18 protein-coding genes are annotated in these 23,054 nt (G+C 69.5%); 10 read left to right on the top strand and 8 right to left on the bottom strand.

Features of this window, described 5'->3' with window-relative positions:
- The first annotated feature begins 133 nt into the window (after positions 1-133).
- Entirely contained in the window at positions 134-1,132 is a 999-nt protein-coding gene (locus ABN273_RS29975; protein WP_349452400.1) for a zinc-dependent alcohol dehydrogenase family protein, read from the top strand.
- Between the two features lie 9 nt (positions 1,133-1,141).
- Here the strand turns inward: ABN273_RS29975 and ABN273_RS29980 are convergent, their stop codons facing one another.
- Both ABN273_RS29980 and ABN273_RS29985 read right to left on the bottom strand, forming a co-directional pair.
- Positions 1,142-1,687 (bottom strand): GrpB family protein, encoded by a 546-nt coding sequence (locus tag ABN273_RS29980; protein WP_349452401.1) that lies wholly within the window; start codon positions 1,685-1,687, stop codon positions 1,142-1,144.
- A gap of 12 nt (positions 1,688-1,699) precedes the next feature.
- Positions 1,700-2,479 carry a class I SAM-dependent methyltransferase gene (locus ABN273_RS29985; protein WP_349452402.1) on the bottom strand — a complete coding sequence of 260 codons (780 nt, stop codon included), beginning with the start codon at positions 2,477-2,479 and terminating at the stop codon, positions 1,700-1,702.
- Positions 2,480-2,628: 149 nt separating this feature from the next.
- Here ABN273_RS29985 and ABN273_RS29990 point away from each other — a divergent pair, with 149 nt between their 5' ends.
- Complete coding sequence (locus tag ABN273_RS29990; protein ID WP_349452403.1) at positions 2,629-3,558, top strand: helix-turn-helix transcriptional regulator; 930 nt, start codon at positions 2,629-2,631, stop codon at positions 3,556-3,558.
- 432 nt (positions 3,559-3,990) lie between these two features.
- Here ABN273_RS29990 and ABN273_RS29995 read toward each other — a convergent pair whose 3' ends face one another.
- Positions 3,991-4,365: an aminotransferase class IV gene (locus tag ABN273_RS29995; RefSeq protein WP_349452404.1), complete on the bottom strand. Its 375-nt coding sequence runs from the start codon at positions 4,363-4,365 to the stop codon at positions 3,991-3,993.
- Positions 4,366-4,403: 38 nt separating this feature from the next.
- Between ABN273_RS29995 and ABN273_RS30000 the strand changes: the two genes are divergently transcribed.
- The 3 genes from ABN273_RS30000 (at position 4,404) to ABN273_RS30010 (ending at position 6,242) form a co-directional block, all read left to right on the top strand.
- Positions 4,404-4,961 (top strand): aminotransferase class I/II-fold pyridoxal phosphate-dependent enzyme, encoded by a 558-nt coding sequence (locus tag ABN273_RS30000; RefSeq protein ID WP_349452405.1) that lies wholly within the window; start codon positions 4,404-4,406, stop codon positions 4,959-4,961.
- Positions 4,954-5,277: an aminotransferase class I/II-fold pyridoxal phosphate-dependent enzyme gene (locus ABN273_RS30005; RefSeq protein WP_349452406.1), complete on the top strand. Its 324-nt coding sequence runs from the start codon at positions 4,954-4,956 to the stop codon at positions 5,275-5,277. Before ABN273_RS30000 ends, ABN273_RS30005 begins: the two co-directional genes overlap by 8 nt.
- A 257-nt stretch (positions 5,278-5,534) precedes the next feature.
- Positions 5,535-6,242 carry a carbonic anhydrase gene (locus tag ABN273_RS30010; RefSeq protein ID WP_349452407.1) on the top strand — a complete coding sequence of 236 codons (708 nt, stop codon included), beginning with the start codon at positions 5,535-5,537 and terminating at the stop codon, positions 6,240-6,242.
- A gap of 344 nt (positions 6,243-6,586) precedes the next feature.
- On the opposite strand, the gene ABN273_RS30015 is transcribed toward ABN273_RS30010, so the two are convergent.
- A complete protein-coding gene (locus tag ABN273_RS30015; RefSeq protein ID WP_349452408.1) occupies positions 6,587-7,195 on the bottom strand; it encodes a TetR/AcrR family transcriptional regulator in 609 nt (202 codons plus the stop codon).
- Positions 7,196-7,254: 59 nt separating this feature from the next.
- On the opposite strand from ABN273_RS30015, the gene ABN273_RS30020 reads away from it, so the two are divergent.
- Entirely contained in the window at positions 7,255-8,400 is a 1,146-nt protein-coding gene (locus ABN273_RS30020; protein ID WP_349452409.1) for an FAD-dependent monooxygenase, read from the top strand.
- Between the two features lie 212 nt (positions 8,401-8,612).
- Positions 8,613-9,905, top strand: a complete 1,293-nt coding sequence (locus ABN273_RS30025) for a cytochrome P450 family protein (RefSeq protein ID WP_349452410.1) — start codon at positions 8,613-8,615, stop codon at positions 9,903-9,905.
- A gap of 250 nt (positions 9,906-10,155) precedes the next feature.
- Here ABN273_RS30025 and ABN273_RS30030 read toward each other — a convergent pair whose 3' ends face one another.
- Positions 10,156-11,379: an FAD-dependent monooxygenase gene (locus ABN273_RS30030; RefSeq protein WP_349452411.1), complete on the bottom strand. Its 1,224-nt coding sequence runs from the start codon at positions 11,377-11,379 to the stop codon at positions 10,156-10,158.
- A gap of 123 nt (positions 11,380-11,502) precedes the next feature.
- Between ABN273_RS30030 and ABN273_RS30035 the strand changes: the two genes are divergently transcribed.
- Entirely contained in the window at positions 11,503-11,631 is a 129-nt protein-coding gene (locus ABN273_RS30035) for a hypothetical protein (RefSeq protein WP_349452412.1), read from the top strand.
- Positions 11,632-11,682: 51 nt separating this feature from the next.
- Here the strand turns inward: ABN273_RS30035 and ABN273_RS30040 are convergent, their stop codons facing one another.
- Positions 11,683-12,213 carry a MauE/DoxX family redox-associated membrane protein gene (locus tag ABN273_RS30040; protein ID WP_349452413.1) on the bottom strand — a complete coding sequence of 177 codons (531 nt, stop codon included), beginning with the start codon at positions 12,211-12,213 and terminating at the stop codon, positions 11,683-11,685.
- A 212-nt stretch (positions 12,214-12,425) separates the two neighbouring features.
- On the opposite strand from ABN273_RS30040, the gene ABN273_RS30045 reads away from it, so the two are divergent.
- A complete protein-coding gene (locus tag ABN273_RS30045; RefSeq protein ID WP_349452414.1) occupies positions 12,426-12,704 on the top strand; it encodes a BTAD domain-containing putative transcriptional regulator in 279 nt (92 codons plus the stop codon).
- A gap of 12 nt (positions 12,705-12,716) precedes the next feature.
- Positions 12,717-13,091, top strand: coding sequence for an SDR family NAD(P)-dependent oxidoreductase (locus tag ABN273_RS30050; RefSeq protein WP_349452415.1), 375 nt, complete (start codon positions 12,717-12,719; stop codon positions 13,089-13,091).
- On the opposite strand, the gene ABN273_RS30055 is transcribed toward ABN273_RS30050, so the two are convergent.
- On the bottom strand, positions 13,076-16,357 hold the full coding sequence (locus ABN273_RS30055) for a Tc toxin subunit A-related protein (protein ID WP_349452416.1): 3,282 nt from the start codon (positions 16,355-16,357) through the stop codon (positions 13,076-13,078). The genes ABN273_RS30050 and ABN273_RS30055 overlap by 16 nt on opposite strands.
- Entirely contained in the window at positions 16,354-23,037 is a 6,684-nt protein-coding gene (locus ABN273_RS30060) for a neuraminidase-like domain-containing protein (protein ID WP_349452417.1), read from the bottom strand. Before ABN273_RS30060 ends, ABN273_RS30055 begins: the two co-directional genes overlap by 4 nt.
- Positions 23,038-23,054 lie beyond the last annotated feature (17 nt).

Raw genomic sequence — 23,054 nt, forward strand, 5'->3', positions numbered from 1 at the left:
CCACGATCACGAGCGTACATACTAGTAGGTACAGAGGCAACCTCGAGATAGTACGACAGGCATCGAAGTTTGACAACGATCGTCCTATGCGCTTCAGTAGGTCGCGTTCACAGGCGAGCGAAGGATGGGTGGCATGGCAAGGACCGTGCGGTTCCACGAGATCGGCGGGCCCGGGGTGATGCGGCTGGAGGACCTGGAGACGGGCGAGCCGGGGCCGGGCGAGGTGCGGATCCGGGTGGACGCGATCGGGGTCAACAGGGCGGAGGCGCTCTTCCGGAGCGGCCACTACATCGAGCCGGTCAAGGAACTGCCCGCCAGGCTCGGCTCCGAGGCTGCCGGGGTGATCGAGGCGGTCGGCCCGGAGGTGACCGGGTTCGAGGTGGGGCAGGCGGTCAGTGTCGTGCCGTCCTTCTCGTACAACGACTACGGCATGTACGCCGAACGGGCGATCGCGCCGGCGTCCGCGCTCCTGCATCGCCCCGACGAGGTGGACGCGGTGTCCGGCGCGGCGGTGTGGATGCCCTACCTCACCGCGTACGGCGCGATGGTCGAGGTGGGCGGGATGCGGGCGGGCGACGTGGCGGTGCTGAACGCGGCCTCAAGCAGCGTCGGCCTGGCCGCGATCCACACGGCCAACCGCGTGGGCGCCACGCCGATCGCCGTCACCCGCACCCGCGCCAAGAGGCAGCGGCTGCTCGAGGAGGGCGCGGCCGAGGTCATCGTCTCCGAGGAGGAGGACGTGGCGGGACGCGTGCTGGCGCTGACCGGCGGCAGAGGAGCCGAGTACGTCTTCGACGCCGTCGCCGGGCCGGGCGTGGTGGATCTGGCCCGGGCCGTGGCCCCCGATGGGACGTTGTTCCTGTGGGGTGCGCAGAGCGGGCAGCCGACGCCTTATCCGGGGTTCGAGCTGGGCATGCCCGCCCTGAACATGCGCACGTACACGGTGCACGAGATCACCAAGGATCCCGAGCGGATGCGCCGCGCCGCGGCGTCCGTCGCCTCGGGCCTGCGTGCCGGGGCGTTCCGTCCCGTGGTGGATCGCCTGTTCCCGCTGGAGGAGATCGTGCGGGCACACCGGCACATGGAGTCCAACACCCAGTTCGGCAAGATCGTGGTCACCGTGGCCCACTGATCACTGCGCTCACTCATCACTCTGACCCGGTCTCCAGCCAAGCCTCTGGGCCCACGCGTCAGCGCGGCGAAGAATGTCCCAGACGTACGGCTCCTTGGCCTCGACGTACTTCTGGCGCTCGTCGCGGGACTCCTCCGCACACCGCCGTTTCACCCTCGCGAACTCGGCCGTGTCGCCTGGGTGGGCACGCAGAAAGTCGCGCATCAGCAGGGGCAACTGCTGCGAGAAACTCCCATGTTCGCGCACGTGGACATGGGTCCGGCGGGTGCCGGGCGCCTCTCGGAAGTAACGCTTGGTCAACTCGGGATTGCCCGCTCGGTACACCAGGCCGAGGTGTTCCAGCGGGGTCCTGAACGCTTCGAGCGGGTCGAAGGAGCGCACCGCGATCTGAATGTCGATCACCGGCTTGGCGGCCAGGCCGGGAACCGAGGTCGACCCGATGTGATCGATCCGGACCGCGACGTCGCCGAGCGCCGCACGCAACGCCTCACCCAGCCGGGCGAACTCCATCGGCCAGCCCGGGTCGTAGTCCACGATCTCGACGAGGTCTCCCATACGCCAATTGTGCTAGATGTTCTTTCGGGCTATGAGCACTTGCAGAGCCACCGGTTCGACGAATCGCCCACTCGGGTCGGCTGCCAGCAGGGCGTCGATGATCTCTCGTTCGAAGGCGGGCCGTCGAGCGCCGAGCAGCCGCCGCAGCGGGAGCGACGTCGAATACAGGTAGCCGATGATCTGGTCCGCCGTCCACGACCGCTCGAACTCATGGACCACCCGGGACACGTCCATGAAGGGTGACTGAGCCAGCACCGTTTCATGCGGCGTGTCCGGCGTCCCGGCACCGGCCTGGGGGAGCGGGCCCAGGAAGCGGTGCTGCACTTCCTCGATGGCGTGCTGCCACGGCGTGACCGGTCGCGCCAGGCAACCGTCATTGGCGATCACCACGCCGCCCTCGTCCGCCACCATGCCGGCCAGCGCCCCCAGGACCTGCTCGCGATCCATCCAGTGGAACGAGCGCCCCATGGTCACCAGCCGGAACCGGCCCAACCCGCCTGGCAGGTCCGCCGAACTGCCGCGTACCCAGGTCACGTTGCCGATCCCGGCGGCGAGTGCCTGCTGGGCGGCCTCGGCGAGCATGTCCGGCTCGGGATCGACACCGACCGCCTCCGCGACGTGCCCGGCGAGCGGAATGGTCAGTTGGCCGGTGCCGCAGCCCAGGTCAAGCAGGCGTCCAGAGCCGTCGAGCCCGAAGCGCCGGACCAGATCGTCGAAGAACGCCCTCGGATAGCCCGGACGGAAGCGCGCGTAGAACACACCTGTCCCGGCGAACAGTCCACCACTCGACACCGCGCCACCCTACCCACTCGAACATGGATCCAGCTGCCGTCCAGGAGGCACCGGGGCCGGTTTAGGACAATAAGTAAGATCGTCCCCTTGTGGACTGTGTCCGCAATGGGAAAGATCGTCATGTGTCTCCTGTACTGTCCGGACTTGGTATGCCCGAAGGGGCCGAGGCGATCTACCTGTCCTTGCTGGAGCGGCACACCGCTACGACGGCCGATCTCGTGGCCGAGTCAGGAAGGGCCGCGGAGGAGGTGTCGGACCTGCTCGCCTGGCTGCGGGCGCGGGAGCTGGTGCTCCGCGCCGACAATCTGGCCGTCTCCGGCGGGGCGGACGTGTGGGCGGCGGCCGACCCCGCGCACGCGCTGCACGAGCTCTTACGCCAGCGCGAGGACGAGCTGCACCGGATCCGCGGCGTGCTCCCCGACCTGCGGGAACGCTTCCACCGGTCGCGGGAGCACGACGGGGCCGGGGGAATGCTCGAGTATCTGGACAGCGGGGAGGAGATCGGCAACCGCTACCACCAGATGCTGCAGGAGGCGCGGCAGGAAGTGCTGATGTGGGACCACGCGCCGTACGTCGCCGGAGCGAACGCGCCCACGGAGTCCGCCGCGCTGGAGCGCGGGGTGCACTTCCGCCTGCTGTGCGATCCGCAGGACCTGCCCGCCGAGCTGGGCGCGGAGTTCGCCGCGCTCCGCGGCCTGCAGGCCAGGCTCCATCCCGACCTGCCCTTTCGCGGCGCGCTCGCGGACCGCCAGTCATGCGTCATCACGATGGACCGCGAGTCGAAGAACGCCAGGGCGCTGCTCGTCCGGCCGTCGCCGCTCCTTGACGGCCTGGTCATGCTCTTCGAGACCTGCTGGAGCCGGGCCGTGCCCATGAAAGGCCAGCCGGTCAGCCTCGACCAGCCAGAGCGTGAGGTGCTCACGCTGCTGGCCGCCGGGCTGAAGGACGACGTGATCGCCCGCCAGCTCGACATCACCACTCGCACGGTACGGCGCCGCGTGCAGGCGGTGCTGATCGCGTTGAACGCCAAGAGCCGCTTCCATGCGGGCGTCGAAGCGATCCGCCGCGGCTGGGTCTGACTCCGAAGCCGCTGGCAACGAGCGCTGACACAGGATGCGGAACAGACCTCGCCGCCTCCTCAGCACGCGCCAGGTTCGCTGTGGTCGCGGCTTCCAGTGGCTCCAGGGGCGTGACCACGCGGGGCAGGGCACCCCAGGCGGCGAGGCCGTCTTCGGTGAGGACATGGTCGCGTCGGTCACCACTGCCCCGTGTAGCGGCCCGTCGCGGCCGAGAGCGGCGGGATCCAGGGCGTTGATCAATCCGGCGAGGCCACGGGCCAGTCCGGTCGCGGTGCGGCCGATGGCGGCCCGGACGGTCGGATCTGTGTGGGCACGGGCGAGGGCCTGCTCCGCGTACGTGCGTGGGTCGCGGGGTCGGGGATCGCCGAATTTCAGGATCTTCGGGAGGACCTTGCCTGGCCGAATGCAGCCCACCCCACGTGCCGAACCCTTTCAGCCTCCGCTCGGCACCGGGGTCAACCATGAGTGGTATCGGGAATCCTCGCCCCGCACCGCGGCTTGGTAGACGGCGCTCAGCTTCGAGGTCACCGGGCCCGGCCCGTTCAGTTCGCGACCGTCGACGAGGGCGACAGGCGCGATCTCCGCGGCGGTCCCGCACACGAACACCTCGTCGGCCGCGTACAGCTCGGAGCGCGGCAGATTACGCCGCTCCACGGCGATTCCGAGGTCGGTGGCCAGCCGTACCACGGTGTCCTGGGTGATCCCGTCCAGGGCGCCTGCGCTCACAGGTGGCGTGGCGAGCACCCCATCGCGGACCACGAAGAGGTTGGCCGCCGTGCACTCGCTGATGTGGCCGGCGGTGTGCACCTTCGGGACACGCCTACGACGCCCAGGGCGACCCGCGGTTGCGTGCGCTGCTCGGCGGCGACGTGCTCATCACCACCGGGGCTCAGCAAGGGATCGACCTGGCCGCACGAGCGCTGCTGCGGCCCGGTGACCGAGTGCTGGTCGGGGATCCGACGTACGGCGGCGCGCTGGGCGTCTTCCGGCGGGCGGGAGCGGTGGCGGTGCCGGTCGACCTGAGCGACAAGCGGGCGGTAGCAGCTGCCATCGAACGCCACCAGCCGGCCCTGGTGTTCGCGGTGAGCGTCGACAACCCCACTGGCGCGGTGCCCGACCTGCGGCCGCTCGCCGCGCTCGCCGCCGCCGGCGAGGTGACGCTGCTCGAGGATCGCACGCTCGCATCACTGGTCTTCGATGACCGCCCGCCCGCACCACTGGCCGAGATCCACCCGTACGGCACAGTCACGGTCGGCTCGCTGTCCAAGGTGCTGTGGGGCGGGCTACGAGTGGGCTGGCTGCACGCCGCGCCGCCGTTGCTGGCGCGGCTGGCCCGAGCAGAAACTGGACGCCGACCTGGCGGGCAGCGCAGTCTCCCAACGGCTGGCGGCCGAGTTGCTTGAACGCAATCCGGTCGGGCCGTGGTTGGCCGAGCTGGCGCGCCGCCGTGATCACCTGTCGGTCGCGCTGGCCACCGCGCTGCCGGAGTGGAGTTGGACAACGCCAAGAGGCGGGCTGTCGCTGTGGGTGCGCCTGCCCGGAACCGACACCACACACTTCGCGAACATCGCCCGCGAGCACGGGGTGGCCGTGGCACCGGGCACGATGTTCTCCCCTGACGGACGTCACCGCGATCGGATAAGGATCAGCTTCGCCCTGCCGCCCGCCCTCCTCGACCAGGCGGTGTCCCTGCTCACCCGCGCTTGGTCCGCTCGCTAGGGATCTGTCTTCTGGATCACGGAGCGGGCTGCCTCAACGTTTTTCCCGCGCGCATCACCTGCCGCGGCGGTGGTCGGTCTCGCGTCGGTGACGCTGGCCGGGCGCCACCGCTGCCGCGGTCGCCTTCGCCCTCGCCGGGCTCGGCGCCCACTGCGCCGTCTGGCGATGACGACGTGCAACATCAGATGTGATGAGCGCTACACCATCTGGCGCGTCGGCACGAGCACGGCGCATACTCCTGTTCCATGTCAAGTCAAATGATCAATCGGCGGGCCCTCCTGCGCGCCGGCATCGTCGCCGGAGGCCTCCTGACCGGTGCGGCATCGGCGGGCACCGCCGTATTCGCCCGCACCGCTCAGCCGTCGAACGGGAGCGCGCCGGACCAGCGTCCCGCCACCCCGGACCAGGCGTGGGCGACCCTGCGCGAGGGCAACCGCCGATGGGTGGCCGGCACCGCGACCCACCCGCACCAGGACGCCGCCCGGCGCAGGGAGGTGGCGCAGAAGCAGAACCCGTTCGCGGTCGTCTTCTCGTGCATCGACTCGCGGGTCTCGCCCGAGTTAGTCTTTGACGCCGGACTGGGCGACCTGTTCGTGGTACGGACTGCCGGGCAGACCATTGACCCGCTGGTGACCGGCGCCGCCGAGTACGGCCCAGCCGAGCTCGGCACCCCGCTCGTCGTCGTGCTCGGCCATCAGCGCTGTGGTGCCGTCACGGCCGCCGCGGAATCACTGCACGAGCACAAGAAGCTGCCCGGCGAGCTGAACACGATCGCTTCCTCGCTGCATTCGGCATACACGCGGTCGGGCGGCGACGTCGACAAGATGATCCGCATCAACACCGTCGACGTGGTGAACCAGCTCAAGAAGGACAAGCTCTTCGCTCCTCGCATCGCCAAGGGCGCGCTCAAAGTGATCGGCGCGTACTACTCGATCGACACCGGCGAAGTCACCCGCCTCCTCTGACACGTATGCACGGCTGTTGATCGTCGGGGGCGGCGTCGGTCCCGCCACCACCTGGAACACCCGTCCGGCGTTCGGCGAGCCGGTCATCGGCTCGCACGCCGGCTTCACCACCGGCCAGACGGCCAGCTGGACGTCTCGGCGGCCGTCAAAGCTGGTGGCACGTACGCGTTCGCTCGCACCGGGACCGATGCCACCACGACCGTCTTGATGTCCTCACGCGAGAGCGGGAACCGGGGACCGAAACTCACGGTCACCTACACCTGGGGAACCGGAGGTGGGGTCGACGCTGGACGGGTCGTCGGCGCAGGCGAAGTCGTGAGGCGCAGGTTGAGTACATGTTGCGCTCAGAAACAGGAGGGCGGCCCCGGGCGGCTGCTACCGGGTACGGCACAGCCGTGCACCATGACCTGAACCACCTGCCGGACCACGTCCCTGCTGACACTGCCTGGCGGCGCGGCGACCAGGGTGATCAGCGCACCCCCGTAGAGCGCGATCAGGGCGGGGATCATCTCGCGCTGGATGGTGAGGCCGAGCTTGTCGTGGTGCGCGGCGGTGATCTGCGACGACGTGTCCTGCAGGCCCGCGAGCACCGAGGCGAGCACCGGCCGGCGTGCGGCCTCCAGTTGCAGTTCGAAAATCGCCAGATAGCGGTTGCGCAGCGTGGTCGCCGCTGTGAGCAGCGATTCCGTCCACAGGTCGACCAGCGTCGTGGGCTGCTCGGCGGCCCGGTCAGTGGCCCGGTCGGTGTCGGCGTGATGCAGCTCGGCGATGCGCTCCGCGGCGGCCACCAGCAGCGCTTCCCGGCTGCGGAAGTAATTGGAGGCCGTTCCCGGCGGTAGGTCCGCCTGCTTCTCCACCGCGCGGTGGGTCAGCCCATGCACGCCCGAGGACGCCAGCAACTCGATGGCGGCATCGGTCAGGGCTCGGCGACGGGCCGGATTGGTGGGCGGCATGCGGCCATGCTACCAATAGCCGTACTAGTACGATCGTAGTGAATCGGCGAGGAGGTCTCATGAGGATCGTGGTGGTCGGTGCCGGTCTCGGAGGAGTCGCGGCCGCGGTGGGGCTGCATCGCCTCGGCCACGAGGTGACGCTCTTCGAACGGGACGCAGAGCTCAGGGAGGCGGGCACCGGGATCGCGGTCATGCCGAACGGGCAGCGCGCGCTGGACGCGCTGGGGCTGGCCGGAGACGTTCGCGCGCATGCCATGCAGGCCGGCCGCGCGGGATTACGGGACTGGCGCGGCCGGCCGCTGCTGGTCACCGACGCGGTCCAGGCGCAGCAGGAAGTCGGGACGGTGGCCATCATCGAACGGGCGCGCCTGCATCGGGGGCTACGCGCTCCGCTGCCCGCCGAACTGGTGCGAACCGCGACCCCGGTCGATCGCCTGGAGCCCGACTCCACCGGAGTGACGGTGATCAGCGGCGGCAGGCCCGTCGCGAGAGCGGACGCCGTGATCGCGGCCGACGGCATCGGCAGCAAGCTGCGCGCGCAGCTCTTCCCCGGCCACCCAGGGCTGCGCCGGACGGGCCGGATGGACCTGCGCGGCATGCTGCCCCGTCCTCCGGGCCTGGCCACGGACCTGCTCGCCAGCCAGCTGGTCGACCGTCGCAGCGGAGCGATGTTCGGCCTGTTCCCCGTCGGCGAGGACCGCCTGTACTGGTTCACCGACTCCGTCCTGCATGGCACGCCGCCCGGCGCGGACGAGGCACGCCGGCAGATGCTGTCACTGATGGCCGACTGGCACCCTCTCGTCACGGCGCTGATCGAGGCCACCCCGCCCGCCGACATCTACGTCGATCCGGTCGCCCGCCTGGCCGAACCGCTGCCCTCGTACGCGGCCGGCCGGATCGCGCTCCTCGGCGACGCCGCGCACGCCATGCCGCCCGACCTCGGCCAGGGCGCCAGCCAGGCCTTCGAGGACGCGGCCGCGCTGACCCGCCACCTGACCGGCGCGGAGCCGGCAGACGCCGCCCAGCGGCTCCTGCGCTACGACGCCGAGCGCAGGCCTCGTGCCAACCGCATCATGCAGGCGGCGTCCCTGCAGTCGCGGCTGACCTCCCAGACCGGCGCCGCCGCCTGGGTTCGTGACGCGTTGCTCCGTGCCATCCCGTCCCGGCTGGCCACCCGGCAGCTTGCCGCCCTCTGGCACGCCTAGAGGGTGTGATCAAAGCGCCGGACGATCACCATTTCGAGGGCGCTGGCCGTCAACCACTTCCCCGACCCACCGGAGTACCCGCTGGAGGCCCTGCGCCAGGCACTCGGCCTGAGTCCGCGCACGCCACTGGTAGTGTGCGACGCCCGAGCCCCCACCTCCGCCCGCGCCGCGCTCATCGCGCCGGTGGAGCACATCAGAGAGCTGGTGCTGTCATGAGCATGCGCTATCTGCCCGACGCCGGCCGCCTGTACGGACCGCAGTATGCCAGGGACCCGCAGGCCGTCTATGCAGACCTACGCCGGCAGCACGGCGCTGTCGCACCCGTGGAGATCGCCCCCGGCATCAACGCCCACCTGGTGATCGGATACGGGGCCGCCCTAGAGGTGCTCACCAACGTCGGCGGCCTCTGGAGCAAGAACCCCAGCGCCTGGCAGGCGCGGCTCCCTGACACCCCGGAGGTCGCGGGCACGCTCGCCATGCTTGGCTATCGGCCCACCGCGCTGTTCTCCGACGGGGCCGAGCACGCCCGCTACCGGAAGGTGATCTCCGACTGCTTCCAGCTGGTCCAGCCGCACAAGCTGCGCCGAATGGTGAGCGAGGTGGCCGACTCTCTCATCGCTCAGTTCGCCGCGAAGGGCGAGGCCGACCTGGCCACCGATTTCGCCCGGCCCATCCCGGTGCGCGTCTTCAACCTGCTCTTCGGGCGGCCGGACTCCGACAGCGTCGAATTGAGCGAGGCTCTGTCGGCCATGATGGAGGCCACCGGCGAGGCGGGCGCGCGGGGCAGCGACGCGTTCAGCCGCTACATGAATGAGCTGGTTCAGAGCAAGTACGCCCAGCGGGGCGACGACCTCACGTCCTGGATCATCGACCATCCGGCCGGTCTGCAGAACGAAGAGCTGACGCAGGCGATCGTGCTCGTGGTGGCCGCCAGCTTCGACCCCATGGCCAACCTGATCTCCAACACGATCTCGCGGATGGTCAGCGACGACCGCTACTACAGCTCGCTCACCAACGGCGCGCTCAGCACGTACGACGCCCTGATGGAAGCCCTGCGCGTCGAACCCGCCATAGCCAACTTCGGCCCGTACTTCGTGCGCCAGCCCGTGCACTTCCACGGCACCTGGATCCAGCCGGCCGAGCTGGTCCTCGTCTCCTACGCCGCGGCCAACACCGAGCCCACCAACATACCGGAGGAGATGCGCTCCGACGGCGGCGCGTACCTCGGCTTCGGCGCCGGGCCGCACCGATGCCCGGCCAGTGACCCGGCCGTGCTCATCGCCATGACCGCGATCGAGCGCCTGACCTCTCACCTGTGCGACCTCGAACTCACCGTGCCACGAGAGGAACTGCCCTGGCGGCCCGGCCCGTTCCACCGATCGCTGGAGCGGCTGCCGGTGCGCTTCACCCCCATCCGCCCGGATCAGCCAGGAGATTCGCCTTGGGCGGTGCACCCCTCGCCGCCCTCGACCCCGTCGGCGACCTCGGGCCCCTGGTCTTCGTAGAGCTCGTGGGAGGCGTGCCGGCTTAGGTCGGCCGCACATGGGTGCGGACCAGGCGAGCAGATCATCGACTCGGAACCGCAGCACCGGCGGCGCCACGTTAGCAGCCGCAACAGGCGGGTGTCGCCGGTGTTCAGGCGGTGCGCCAGTGGGAGTTCCAGCCCCGCGCGGATCAGCAGCGGGGCTGGGGGTGCGGCAGCACGGTGGCGGGGCCGGCGGTGATGCGGGTGACGCTCGTTCGTGCTCGAGACGGTCACACGGCGGCGACGTCGAGCTCTTTGTTCTTCATGTCTGGGCCAGGCATTATCCGGCCCATGGCCGACCCGATCACCGGCGCCTGCATGAGGCGGAGCATCACGGTGCGCATGATCTGTTCCTTGCGGTCGTGAGGGGTGAAGAGCGTACGCATGACCAGTGCGTTGTTCTGCTCCGCGTGGATGAACGGCCGCATCCGGGCCTCCCACTCCCGCAACGCGCCGGGCAGGTCTCCGGGGTGGCGCTGCAGCATGGTGCCCAGCAGTTCGCCTCCGGCGATGGCACTGGAGGCTCCCATGCCCGCGTACAGGGTCACGCACCAGGCGGCATCGCCGACGAGGACGACCCGGCCATGGTGCCAGCGCGGCATCTTGACCTGGTGCACGGAGTCGAACAGGTACTGCGGGGCCTGCTCGAACCGGGTGAACAAGTTCTCCAGCAGAGGGCCGGCGGGCTGCGGGCCGAAGGCGGCGCGGATGGACTCGATCGCCGGACGCGAGAACTCGGCGTTGACGTCGTCGGTGCGATAGGAGAACAGCAGGCTCGGGGCGTGGCGGTGGAAAGGGAAGGTCCAGGCTGAGCGTCCAGGCTCGGCGAGGGTCAGGCCCTCATGCAGGCCGAAGCCCTCGATCGGCGCATCCAGCGCGGTGACGCCGATCATGTAGTTCAACGCATGCAGGTAGTCCTCGCTGCCGAAGGCCAGCTTGCGCACGGTTGAGCGCATCCCGTCGGCACCTACCACCAGGTCGAAGCGCTCGGTGACGGTGGCCCCCGAGGCGATGTCGTGCAGGGTGACCTCTGCTGCGGAGTCGTCCTGGGTGATGCGGGTGGGCACGGTGGAGTAGCGGATCTCCACATCGGCCGGTAGCGCGGAGAACAGTCCCTGTTCTATGTCGCCACGCAGCAACTGCCGGGGTCTGGTGACCAGGTTGGGGAGTTCGCCCGGAGCCACGCCGGGAGTGCGACGCCCGGTCCGGTTCACCTCGTAGACAGCGAGCTGCGGATGGGTGCGGTCGCCGATCGCCTCCAGCACGCCCAGCCGCCGCGCGGAGGCGATGCCAGTGCCGAACAGCACAATGAAGTATCCGCTTGAGCGGCGCGCGGCCGCCCGCTCAACCAGCACCGGCTCCCAGCCCGCCTGCCGTAACCGCACCGCGGTGGCGATGCCCGCGATCCCGAGCCCGACTACCAGCGCACGGCCACGCCCGGCGGCGTCCTTCATGATGGCTCCCTTCCTGATCATATTGCGATCACCATACCGAACCAACCGACCACATTGGGTTATAACGGTCAGCCGATAAGGGCCCATGGAGGAACTCAAAGCCCACGTGGTCCTGGGTACGAGGTGGCCGAGCTGTTCCTGACAGCGCACAAGGGCAAGAAGGACGAGATCGCTTCGACCGCCACCGCGCTGCGCTCCCAGGTGTCCGGCCGCAGCTACCGCCGGGTCAACGACCCGAGACCACCACTGTGACCCTCGGCGACAGAGGAGGTGACGAGGCGATCAGTAACGCCATGTTCCTCCTTATCTTGACGGCCGGCTGGTCGCTGTCGTCGGGGCGAACAGGTCGATCAGGTCGTCGAGCCGGGTGACGAGGGTGGCCAGGACGACGGCGGCCACGGCGGCGACTGCGATGCCTCCTGGGTGCGCGGGATTTCCTGGCCCGAGGGCCGCCCCTGTGGCGGAGACGGCGATGAGTGCGGCGTTGCGGATGACGTGCTGCGTTCCGAGGGGAGCGGTGGAGGCGCCGAAGCATCGGCAGGAGGTGCGTACGCCTCGCCGCAGCGCGGCCGCGATGGCGATGGCGAAGGCGGTGAGCAGTGTTGCGGCGAGCCCGAAGCCGGCGAGTGTCGTGGCCGGTAGGGCGAGCAGCACCGGCACGGCGAATTCGGCGGCCAGCGCGGGGAGCGCGAGTCTGCGGCCGTGGCGGGGCAGGAGCGTCGTGGTCGACTTGGCGAACTCCTGGTACGCCTGCCTGCCGCGTATTTTGCTGAGTGCCGAGATGGCGAAGATCAGGCCGATCAGGCAGCGGCAGGCGATGGCCAGGTAGTCCACAGGTTCTCCGCTCGGGCTGGCGGCGCCACCGCTCACCGATGCGGTGGCGCCGGGTTCGGTTCGGGGATGGGGTGATGGGCGTGCTGGAACACGGGACGTTGGCAAGATCGCACGCTCTTGCGGATCGGTCAATATTGGCGATCGATCACGGTGTGTGCTCGGCGAGCAAGTGGTGATCATTCTTGCTCGGCAGGGAGCATAGGGTTGCTGCCATGGAGACCGAAGGAGGCCCGCCTCACGTGCTGGCAGCCGGGGATCATGGTGGTGCCGCCCGGCTCCTGGGCGAGGCTTTGGGATTGTGGCGGGGGCCGGCGCTGGCGGACGTCATCGATGCGCCGTTCGCGGGGGAGCGGGCCGCCAGGCTGGAGGAGTTGCGGGTCGTCGTACTCGAAGACCTGGTCGAGGCGCGGTTGGCGCGCGGTGAGCACCGCGACCTGGCGGCGGAGCTGCCGGAGCTCCCTGCCAGCCTCGTGGTCATCGCTCATCACTGACAGGAGACCGACATGACGGGTCTGAAGGGCAAGACCGCGCTGGTGACCGGCGCTTCACGAGGAATGGGCCGGGCCATCGCCCGGCGGCTGGCCGCGGACGGCGCGCTGGTGGCGGTGCACTACAGCCGCAACGCCGACGCGGCCAAGGAGACGGTGGCCGCGATCAAGCAGGCCGGTGGCGAAGCCTTCCCGGTCCAGGCGGAGTTCGGACGACGCCCGCTGGATCACCGGCAACGTGCTCGACGCCACCGGCGGCGCGCATCTCGGCCCCAGCTCGGCACGTTAGTCTCCCACCGCACCCAAGGCAGTCGCACCGCGGCTGTGGTGCCCGTGTACGGGAAGGAAAGCACTGCCGGCTCACTCCCGGGTTCTCAGGTCAGCGAATAACGAAGCAGCAGGAAGACCTCCGCTGACTCGTCGCGGACCAGCATCGTGTGATCGGCGGGAATTCTGAGCTTGGTCTTGCGTTCATCGTGCAGATCTTCCGTCATCGTTTCGAGGTCAAGGGAGGAGGCCGCGGCGAAGAGGAGGTCATCGCCGTGCAGCCGGTACAGTCCCGCCTCGTCGATCTGGATTCGCATGGCCTGCGCGAGATACGGGAAGTGCGAGAGCCCGATGGTCGTGGTGAAGTCTCCTGTGCCGGTGGCGAAGGCGTACCAGTCCGAGGGGAAGTCGTACCGCAGGCTGAACAACCGGACCAATCGCGCGGAGCCGGCGGACTTCATCGCCTCCTTGACGGTGGCCACGGCTGCCTCGCGGAGCGGGGCTCCACCTTCTCGAGCGGTGTACCGGATGTGCAGCACGATGTCGGAGATGGTCTGGTAGTCGAACGAGCGAAGGGCAGCCGGAAGCTCGACCCGCCAGGTCGTCTCCGCTCCCGCGCCTTCGAACGGCAGATAGCGCTCGTCGTGCAGGTTCGTCTCGAACAGCCCGGAGTCGGTGTTCCCACCGCTGGTGACGATGGACTGGACCGTGCCGGTGTAGTCGACGAACCGCTGATCCTCGGTGCCCTGCCTGGCATACCCGCTCGGACCGAGCGCAGGCGAACGGCGCAGGGTGCTCTTCAGCAGCGCCAGCGTGCAATGAACGCTGGTGTAGGGGCCGGCGACCGCCGGGATGGACATGCTGACGTTCTTGATCCGCCGCAGGTAATGCCCTGGGCAGTTGAGGTCATAGAGCCACTCGGGCACGGTGATCTCGCATCGTCCGGTGGCCTTGAGCCGCAGCAGGTCGAGGGGGTCCAGCTGAGCCAGTGAGACGTGCGTGGTCAGCTCGTACTCCCGCCTGTTGTGGTCGTGGTAGACGAGCTCCATGCGCTTGACGTCGAGGTAGAGCGCCTCCCCGGCGAGCAGCCCCTTGCGGCCGCCGTCGAAATGGTCGAACCGGACGAAGTCCGTGGCGTCCAACTCGGGGCGCATCAACTCGTGCTTCATGCTCTGCTCAGCCTTACGAGCGACGTCGAATGCCATGCGGTAGCACTCGTAGTACAGCCGGGAGAGCTCGGCCTGCATCCACGTGTGCAACTCGGCGCCGGTGAACTTGCGGCGGAGGAACGCCTCGACGGCCAGGGACTGCGCGATCGCCTGGTGGTGGTTGTCGTATTCGTGCCGGGTCAGTTGCTCGCGGATCAGGGCGGCGAGTATCTGTCTGCCGTTGTGCATGAGGTCGTGCGCGGCGAGGTCGCTCTGCAGGGCGTAGTCATGGGTGCGGCGCTCGTAGCCGCCGACTTTGGCCGCCCTGCCTCCCGCGTAGTTCTCCTGGTCGGCGAGCCCGCGTTCCTTGCCGGAGAGGATGCGGCCCACCGCGGCGAACGAGGGCCCGCCGAACTCCAGATGCCCGCCCAGCCCCCAGAAGTGGAAATCGAGCCCGAAGTTGGGCAGCATCGCGAGGACGCCGGTGGCGGTGTCGATGGCGCCGGCGCCCTCCATCCGCTCGCGGGCGGCGGGCAGGTGCACGTTGAGCTCGGCGGCCTCCTGCGTGCTCAACCCGAGGTCGCCGGTGCCCTGGGCGCCGGCCTGGGCTGCCGGGCTCGCGACGCCGGCTCCGGCCGGCGGGGTGGCGGCTTGCAGGGGGATGCCGCCGGCGTAGGCCGCCACCAGCTGCCGGTAGAGCTCGTCGAAGTCCTTTTCGGTCATCCGGTCGCGCCTCAGGGTGATGCTCTTCAACGGCGCCAGCTCGCTGTCGTTGCGCCCCAGCAGCAGCTGATAGTGGCGGTAACGGGTGAAGGCGCCCTCTCGGGCGCGCAGCAGCCCCTCGGTGGCTTCCTCGGCTTCTTTCCGCTGCAGGAACTTCACATCCTGCGCCAGCTGCAGGATCTTGGTCTCGTGGCCCTGCCGCAGCAGGAACAGCGCTTCGGCGTCCTTCTTCTCCAGGGCCGCGAGCAGGGCGGCGCCCAGCGCGCGCACCTCTGCGCAGATCTCCAGGGCCTTGTGAATCAGCAGGCTCGCGCGGACCGGCGTCGACGGCTGGTTGCGGCCGCTGACGAGGCTGCTGACGTCGATTCCGGCGGCTGCCGCCTTGACCAGCATGCCAGGATCGAGCGGTGGCTCGAACAGCGGCAGTTGCCGGACGACCCCCTCGATGGTCATGCAGTGCCGGATCTTGAAGAGCCGGTCGGCGACCAGATCCCAGTAGCCGAGCAGCTTGTCGTTGCGCGGAACGCAGAAGTAGAGCGTGCGGGCGAGCCCGAGCAGCGGCTGCGGATCGGTGTTCCGCCGGGTGTTCGGCAGCGCCAGGTTGAACGGGAACCGTCCTTCCAACTCCACGAGCGCGTTGCCGAACGGGTCGATGCCCGACTTCTTCAGCTGGGCGTAGGTCTTCGGCCGTACGGTTCCGCGGGGTGGCACCTCCTGCGGGCGGGGCCCGAGGATGTTGGCGGCCAGGACGTAGAGCTGCGTCGCCTCGTTGATCGACTCCGCGGTGTCCTGGCTGAACAGGCTGTCGCCCCAGGCGATGAGGTTGTCGAGGTACTTCATGACGACGGCGTACTGGTAGGCCGGCGCCCGGGTGCGGGCCACCGCGTGCGGCTGGAACGGGTCGGCCCGCGCCGCCTCGTAACCGGCCAGCGCCAGTCTCTTGCGTTCCAGCTCCTCTGGTGTGCATTCGACGTCGGGCTTGCTCAGCAGGGCGAGCAGGTCGTCGATCTGGTAGATCTGGTGTTCTTGGCGGAAGCCGAGGAACCTCCAGTACCGCTCGGGCGCCTCGACGGTCTGATCGTCGCTGGTGGGGTCGAAGATGTAGTGAAACCAGCGCTGCGCCTCGGCGAAGCGCTGGTGTTTGCTGAGATGCACCGCGATGGTGAACGGCGCGTGGAAGCCGAGCTCCCAGTTGTAGTTGGAGTATCCGCCGCCCGGGTCGAGGTCGATCCGCTTGGGGAAGTGGCGCACCTCGGAGGCTTCGTCCGGCGGGGGCGGAGCGTAGGTCTGGGCGAAGAAGTCCTTGACCAGGCTCGCCTGGAAGTTCACATCGAGCAGTCCTTCGACGGAGGTCAGGTTCAGCCGCCGCACCAGCTCCGTCACGAAGGGGTGGAAGTGGTGGTGGAAGGTGTAGGTGAACCGGCCGGGCTGCCACTCCAGCTTCGCGAGCACGTCCGAGGCGCGCTCGCGCGAGGTGTAGTGGTGGAATCCGCCGATGTCGGTCGACTGGGTCATCATGCGGTCCTTGGCGTTGAACTGGATCGGGCGGTCCCGCGCGGGCCGATCGGCACTCCGTCGAAGACGAAGATCTCGCCGCTGGCCAGCACCTTGTTGATGGTGTCGGCGGACGTGTCGAGCTCGGCATCGTCCAGGTCCATGCCGTACACCGTGGCGGGAGAGGGCGGCCAGGCACATGGCACGGAGGCGATCCGCGGCCTGGACAGGATCACCGGCAGGGGGAAGGCGGCGGGTGACCTCGCTTGGATGCCGAAGTCGGTGAGGCCGCGCAGGGGGCGGAAGGCGTCCACCGATCGGACCGGCCTGACGAAGAACACATGTCGGCTGTCTTGCACGAAGAACGGCGCCTCGAAGTGATTGCGCATGTCGTGCATGGGTGCGGTTAGCTGGTATGCAGACATGCCCGCGGTCAGCAGCGTGTGCCTGAAAGCATGTACCGGAGCTGGGGGCTCCTGCACGTAGAAGCCCACCTTGAGCCCGCGCCAGAGGTCGAAATACCGTGATACCGGTTCCGGCTCCGGGCCCAGCGGGAATTCAGTTTCGTCCTTGTCGTGCCCTGGCACGCCGTGCAGGCTGTGCAGGATGAAATAGCGATAGCGTTCCTCCACGATCCGGAGATAGACCCGGAGTACGTCGTTCTTGATCTGGGAGGAGAGCGGATGTCCCCGGCCCGAGTCGAGAGGCCCGCTCGATGAGACATCGAGCGGGCGAGCGATGTCGGAGGTGCGGGGCTGTTGCCAGCGGCCGTTCCAGTACTCGCTCCAGTGCAGGTTGGTCCTCGTCGTCGCGGCGACGTTGGCGTTGATGCTGCCCACCTGGAGGTCGGCCAGACTCCCGCTGGCCCCTTGGATCGCGAGCCGATCGGTGGGTGCCTGCTTGTTGGCGCTCAACCAGAACAGCACCAGCCGCCCGTGCCACATCACCGGCAGTATCCGCCGGCCGGAGACGCTGACGGTGATCGGCTCCCATGGCGTCCATGACCCGTAGGCGTAGCGCCGGTAGAAGTGCCTTCGGTTCGCACCGCCCGTGGTATGTCCCACGACATGCACGATGTCGTCGGCGGTCGTGGTCTGCCGGTTCTCGTCGACGCACATGCCAGAGATCTCCAGCATGGCCACGTCGTTCAGCTTCTCCAGGTAGCCGCCGAAGGCACGAACGGCTGCGTCGTCGGTGATGTCGGCGGTGAGCAGCTCGCTTTCGAGGTCGCGGAAGAACGGTGACTTGTCGTCGCGCAGTTCGGGCTCGATCCAGTTCTCCGGCCACAGGTAGACCTTGCGGCCGGCCTCCCACAGGCGATACCGCTTGATCAGCTCCCATCGCCTGGCATCGATCGAGGACGCCTCCACCCGGTCCTCGAGGTTGAGCTGGCAGCGCTGGACGAACGTCTGGACCGTGGAGATCGCCTGTTTGACCCGCGAGGTCTGCATGCACGGATCCATGGCGACATCGATGAGGAGGTGCTCGAAGAGCTTGTCCGGCGTGTCGATGTGCGCGGTCGCGGGGCGGCCGGCGAACGCGTGCAGCACGAACGCCACCAGGGCGTCCCGCCGGCGGCCGCGCAACTCGTCGTTGACCGGCCTGATGGCCTCGTGCCAGGCGTTCTCGTCTCCGGCGTAGCGGACTCGCACCACCCTGCGGAGAGCGTCGACCCGAGCCTCGTCCGGGTCGTGCGTCACCACGGCGAGCGCCGTAGCGGCACCGCCGCCGATCGCCCGCACGACGTCGAACATCTCCTTCACCCGCACCAGGACCCCGATGCCGGCCAGCGCGGAGGGCGGCCGCAGCAGGTGCCCGAGCAGGACCTTGAGATCGGCGTCAGGCCACCCGGTCACCCGGGTCAGACGGCCGTCCTTGGCCGCCGCCGCCGGGTCCCGGAGCACGTCCACGAGGTCGTCGCCGCGAGCGCCGAGCTCCTCGCGCAGGTCGGCGTAGCGGATGAGATCGCCGACGACGCCGAAGAGCGAGCGCACCGTCGCCTCCGCCGGGGCGCCGTCTTCGGCGGGCAGGGCGTTCAGCCATCCTTGCCCGGCGATCTGGTGTCGTCCGGCGCCCCCGGAGAAGTGCACGAGCTCGGTCTGGGACAGCCCGATGGCCTCGGCGAGCGCGCATGCTTTGAGCAGCCGCAGATGGGTGCGGGCGAACCGGGTGAGAGGCACGGTGGGGTAGAGGGCCGAGGCGGGGACCACGGCGCGCGCCACACCGGTGCTCTCCCAGCGCAGCGAGAGCCGGTGGCGGACTTTGCGCACGACCAGCCTGATCGGCTGGGGGACGCCGGCCGCCAGCTCGATCGGCCGGCTGCGCCAAATTCCGCCCTGCTCCACGAGCTGGGCCTCGACGCCTGCCAGGTCGAGCTTGACCTGGGCGCCGGTGTCGGCGGTGATGGAGAAAATGTAGTCGCCGGTCGCGGGAGCCTCGACATGGCCGCTCCACACGCCGCTGATCGGCGCCCCCGGGAACAGCACAGAGTCAGGCAGTGTCGCGCCGCCTGGCCCGTAGTCCACGACCACGGCGTCATCGGTGCGGTCCGGAGCGCCGCTCAGGGTGGGGAAGGAGAAGTACGCCGCAGTCAGCCCTGCCTGCTCCAGGCCGAGGTAGGCGTCGACGGCCGGCCTGCTCGGGTCGCCGGAGACGTGCAGCAGCGCACGGTCATCGAGCAGCGCCGCGGCCTCGGCGGGGGTGCTGTTGATCTCGGTGGCCACCGCCTGGTGGACGAGTTGCCGTTTGAGCGCCTGGCGAATGTTGGCCAGCAGGACGGCCAGCAGCGCCGCCATCCGGACCGGCAGCGGTTCGCCCGAGTCGGCGAAGGCGATGTAGAGCCCGCGGAGGTCGGGGTGGCGTTCGAAGAACGGGCCGAAGGCCGTCTGGCCGGCGGTGTGCAGGGCCGTGACGGCATGCGCCAGCTCCGGCGTGAGCCCGGCAGCCGCGAGCAGGGCGCCGCGGACCCTGTCGGTCATCATGCCGCGGTAGGTGAGGCGTCCTGCGGGGTGGTCGTAGCCGAGCGCCGGCGCGATCGCCTGAATCGCCGCGGGCAACTCCGCCTGCGCCTGGCGGTAGTCCGTCTCGACGGTCGTGGCGCCGCACAACAGGCCGAAGAGGGTGTCGGCCGCTTCGTTGCCGTAGACCAGGGCCGTCCTGGCCCGGGCGACATCGCCGGTGGGGTCGTCGGCGACGGAGTACTCGGCCTCGATCCGCCGGATCCCGTCACGTAGCGTCCTGGCCAGCGCGATCGTCTCCATCAGGTGTGGCCCGGCCTGGCCGGTCGGGTCCTCACCGGCGAGGAAATAGGCCAGCTGGGGAATCGGCACCCGCCGCGTGCGGTGAGCGAGCTCGATGAAGCGAGTGAAGTGCGGTTGGGCCATGGCCAGAGCGCTGAACGGATCGAGGCCGGACAGCCGCTCGAGCGTCTGGAACTCGGCGGTGCTCAGCCCCAGCCGGCGGGCGAGCCATGACCGGTCGGCCCCGTCAGCGGCGAAGCCGGCCAACAGCCGGTCGAGGTTGTCGGGGCGCAGGTCCAGATCGCGCATGGCCTGGACTAGGTGGCCCAGCGCCAGCAGGACGGCGCTGAATCCCTCGTGCTGCTTGCGGGCCGCCTCCGCCGGGCTGTCGGCGGGGGAGGGGAGCTGGTCCGCGGGCCACAGTGCGGTGACCGCGGCGTCGGCCTGGCCGATCGTCCAGCCGAGCCGGCGCCACAGCCGGACGAATCTCAGCAGGAGCAGCAGCTCCCCGGCCGAGACACGGTTTGCGGCGTGGTCGGGCAGCGCATGCCGGAGCTCCAGTTTCCCGACGTCGCACACGCCCGCCTGACCGGTCGGGTCGGACAGCACCATCAGGTTCATGATGCGGTCGTGGTTGACGGTCACCCACTGGACCACATCACCGCCGTAGGGGGTGGGATCGAGACCCGCGGGCAGCAGCGCGGCGAACTGCGCCGCGGTCAGCTGCCCGTCGTGGAACTTCTTGATCGTCGCGAAGTCCACGCCGAGCCGCTGCAACAGGGGCAGCAGGTGGACATGAGGGTTGACGGTTCGGGTGTTCAGCAGCTCGATCAGCTCGGCGTAGGTGATGCCCAGCCGCCGGGTGAGGTTTTTCGCCTTGGACACCTCGGCGACGAAGGCCGGCACGCCGATGGCGTCGGGCGAAAAGCCGTACGCGTCGCGGGGATCCAGGTCCGGCGACGTGAGGATCCGGTGCTCCTGCGGAGTGATCCCGAGACGTTCCCGCAGGATGTCGCGCCAGGCGTACTCGATGACGAAGCGAAGGTCCTCGTCGAGAGGGTCCGGGGGAGGAGGTGGGTCGAGGCCGTCGCTGTTCCGCATTTTCTCCATGGCCTCCGCCAGCGGGAGCGCGAACCGGTCCAGGTACCGCCGCATCGTCTCCAGCTGAGGGTGGAAGGGCAGCGCGAGCGGGAAACGGGCCGCTTTGAGCGTGCTGTAGGCGGCGTGGTCGACAAACTGCGGGCTGGCCAGCAACTCGGCGCTGGTCGCGGTATCGGGCACGTCGTGGCCGGTGTAGTCCGCGAGGGACAACCCGTGGACCACCAGGTGCTCGAGGATTTCATTGACCAGATCGATCGCCGGCAGCGCGATGTTGGTGTTCGCGCAGGTCAGCTGGAGATGCGCCAGATCGGGGCGACGCTCGAGCAGGACGTCGAGCGGGTTCTCGCCGCTGAAGGCCACCGGCGGTCTCGGGCCGTTCTCGTCGGACCGGGACAGGTCGAGGAACTCCAGCAGGTCCACCAGGTAGGCCGCCGGGCTCAACACCGATCGGCAGTGCTCGCACGCACAGTAGTCCAGCTCGCCGAACAGCTCCTCCAGCTGTGCCGCGTCCACCCGGCCGGTGACGGCGTCCGCCGAGGCGCCGCCTCGTTCGCGCAGCGGCGCGGCGAGCACGTGCAGTGGCGGCGCGGCGCGGCCGGTGAGGTAGCCGGTGGCGAGGGCGAGCACCGCGTGCTGGACCTGGCTCGCCTTGGCGTAGATGAGCCTGGCCTGGTCGTCGCCGCCCAGGTCGGCGCCGAACCGGGCGACGAACTCGCGTTCGCTGTACTGGGTGCACGTGTACGCGGAGTCGATGCCGTGTCGCAGCAGCGCGGCCATCGCGGTGTCGGACGGCGTGATCTGGTAGACCCGCTGCATCTTGCGCAGCTCGCGGCGGGTGGCCGCGTCGATCGCGACTCCATGCTGTTCGGCGAACGCGTCCACCGGATGGACGCCGAGCTCGAAACGGCCCTGCTGCTCGGTCAGGAATCGCCGCAGAGGCTCCTTGACCTCTGCGGGCACCGGCATCTCACCACGGTCGACCATCGCCGCCACCACCGCGGTCGGGTGGCTCACCCTCAGCTGGGCGGCCAGGAGCGCGGCGTACTCAGCACGGCGCTGCTCCGCGTCCGCGCCCGGGATGTCGTCCGGCACCGGCATGCCGTCGAGCAGGTCGTCCCATGCGGCGGGCTCGTAGAGTCGCGCACGGGCCAGGTCGGCGGTTGCGACGGGGGCCAGGCGGCGGCGCAGCCGGGCCACCAGCTCACCGTTGTTGAGGGTGAGCTGGGCCAGCTGCCCGTCGAGCCGCAGCCGCTCGGCCGTCTCCTGGCCGAACTCGTCCGTCACGCGTTCCCAGAACCGGCCGAGGTCGGCCTGGTTCTCGGCGTGCAGCAGGGCGAACCGCTGCCGTTCCGCCTCGTCGAGCCCGGCGAGCACCAGCAGTGCGTTCATCGACGACGGCCCCACCACGGGAGACCGCTCGAGCAGCCGGCGCGCCGCCGCCTCCCGGAAGCCGCGCACCGCCGACGGGATGAGGTCGGCGAACTCGGCCGCGATCACCTTCTCCTCAACCGCTCTCTCCCACGCCGTGCGCAGCACACTAGGCTCGATCACCGCCAGCACGTCGGGATCGGCGGGCACGCCGGCGCGGAACAACGCGTAGTAGAGCTCCGGCGCGATCGGCCCGTCCGCGCCGAACCGGTCGGCGAGCACCGCCATCGCGACGACGCGGGCGTCCCATCCGGTCTTGTTGGCCAGGTACGTCACATCGCGCCGGCCGTCGCGCTCGCCGAGCGTGCCCAGGCGTGCCCGGCCGCTCGCGTTCAGGTGTGCGGCGAGTTCGGTGGTGACGCGGCGGTACTCGTCGGGCCGCTGCAGGAGGTCGGCGCGAACGACGACGTCGATCGTCTCGTCGGGACCGGCGTTGTAGCGCACCTCCGATACGCCCAGCTCTCCCGTCCCCGCCGACGCCCGTACCAGCAGGTCCGGATCACCGGGCCGGGGGAGGACCGCGGGATCGAAGGCGACCTCGTAGGCACCGTCGTCGCCGGTGCCGCCCTCGGCGAGAAGCAGCTCTCCGGCCAGTGACACATGGACCACGGCGACCCGGCTGCCGGGCACGGTTTCCTGCTCATCGGTGAGCACCCGGCCCTTCACCCGGTATCGCGAGTCTCTGGTTCCAGGTGGTGTGCCGTCGCCGGCCGCCCGGGTGAGCAGCCTCGCCGTCTCCTCGTCCACCACCCCCGTCGGCTCCAGGCCGGCTTCATGCTGGAACTCCCGGACCGCCCGGAGCGTCGACTCCCCGAAGAACGCCGGGCGGCGCTCGGACGCGTCGATGGCGAACCCGAGCCGGGCCAGCTCGAACTGAAGGGCGGCGACGTCGTCGCCGTAGGTGTCGAGGTGGAGCTCGCGACCCCGCAGTCTCATGGTGATCCCTGGCCTTC

The organism is Nonomuraea sp. B19D2 (assembly GCF_040137845.1).
Taxonomy (GTDB): domain Bacteria; phylum Actinomycetota; class Actinomycetes; order Streptosporangiales; family Streptosporangiaceae; genus Nonomuraea.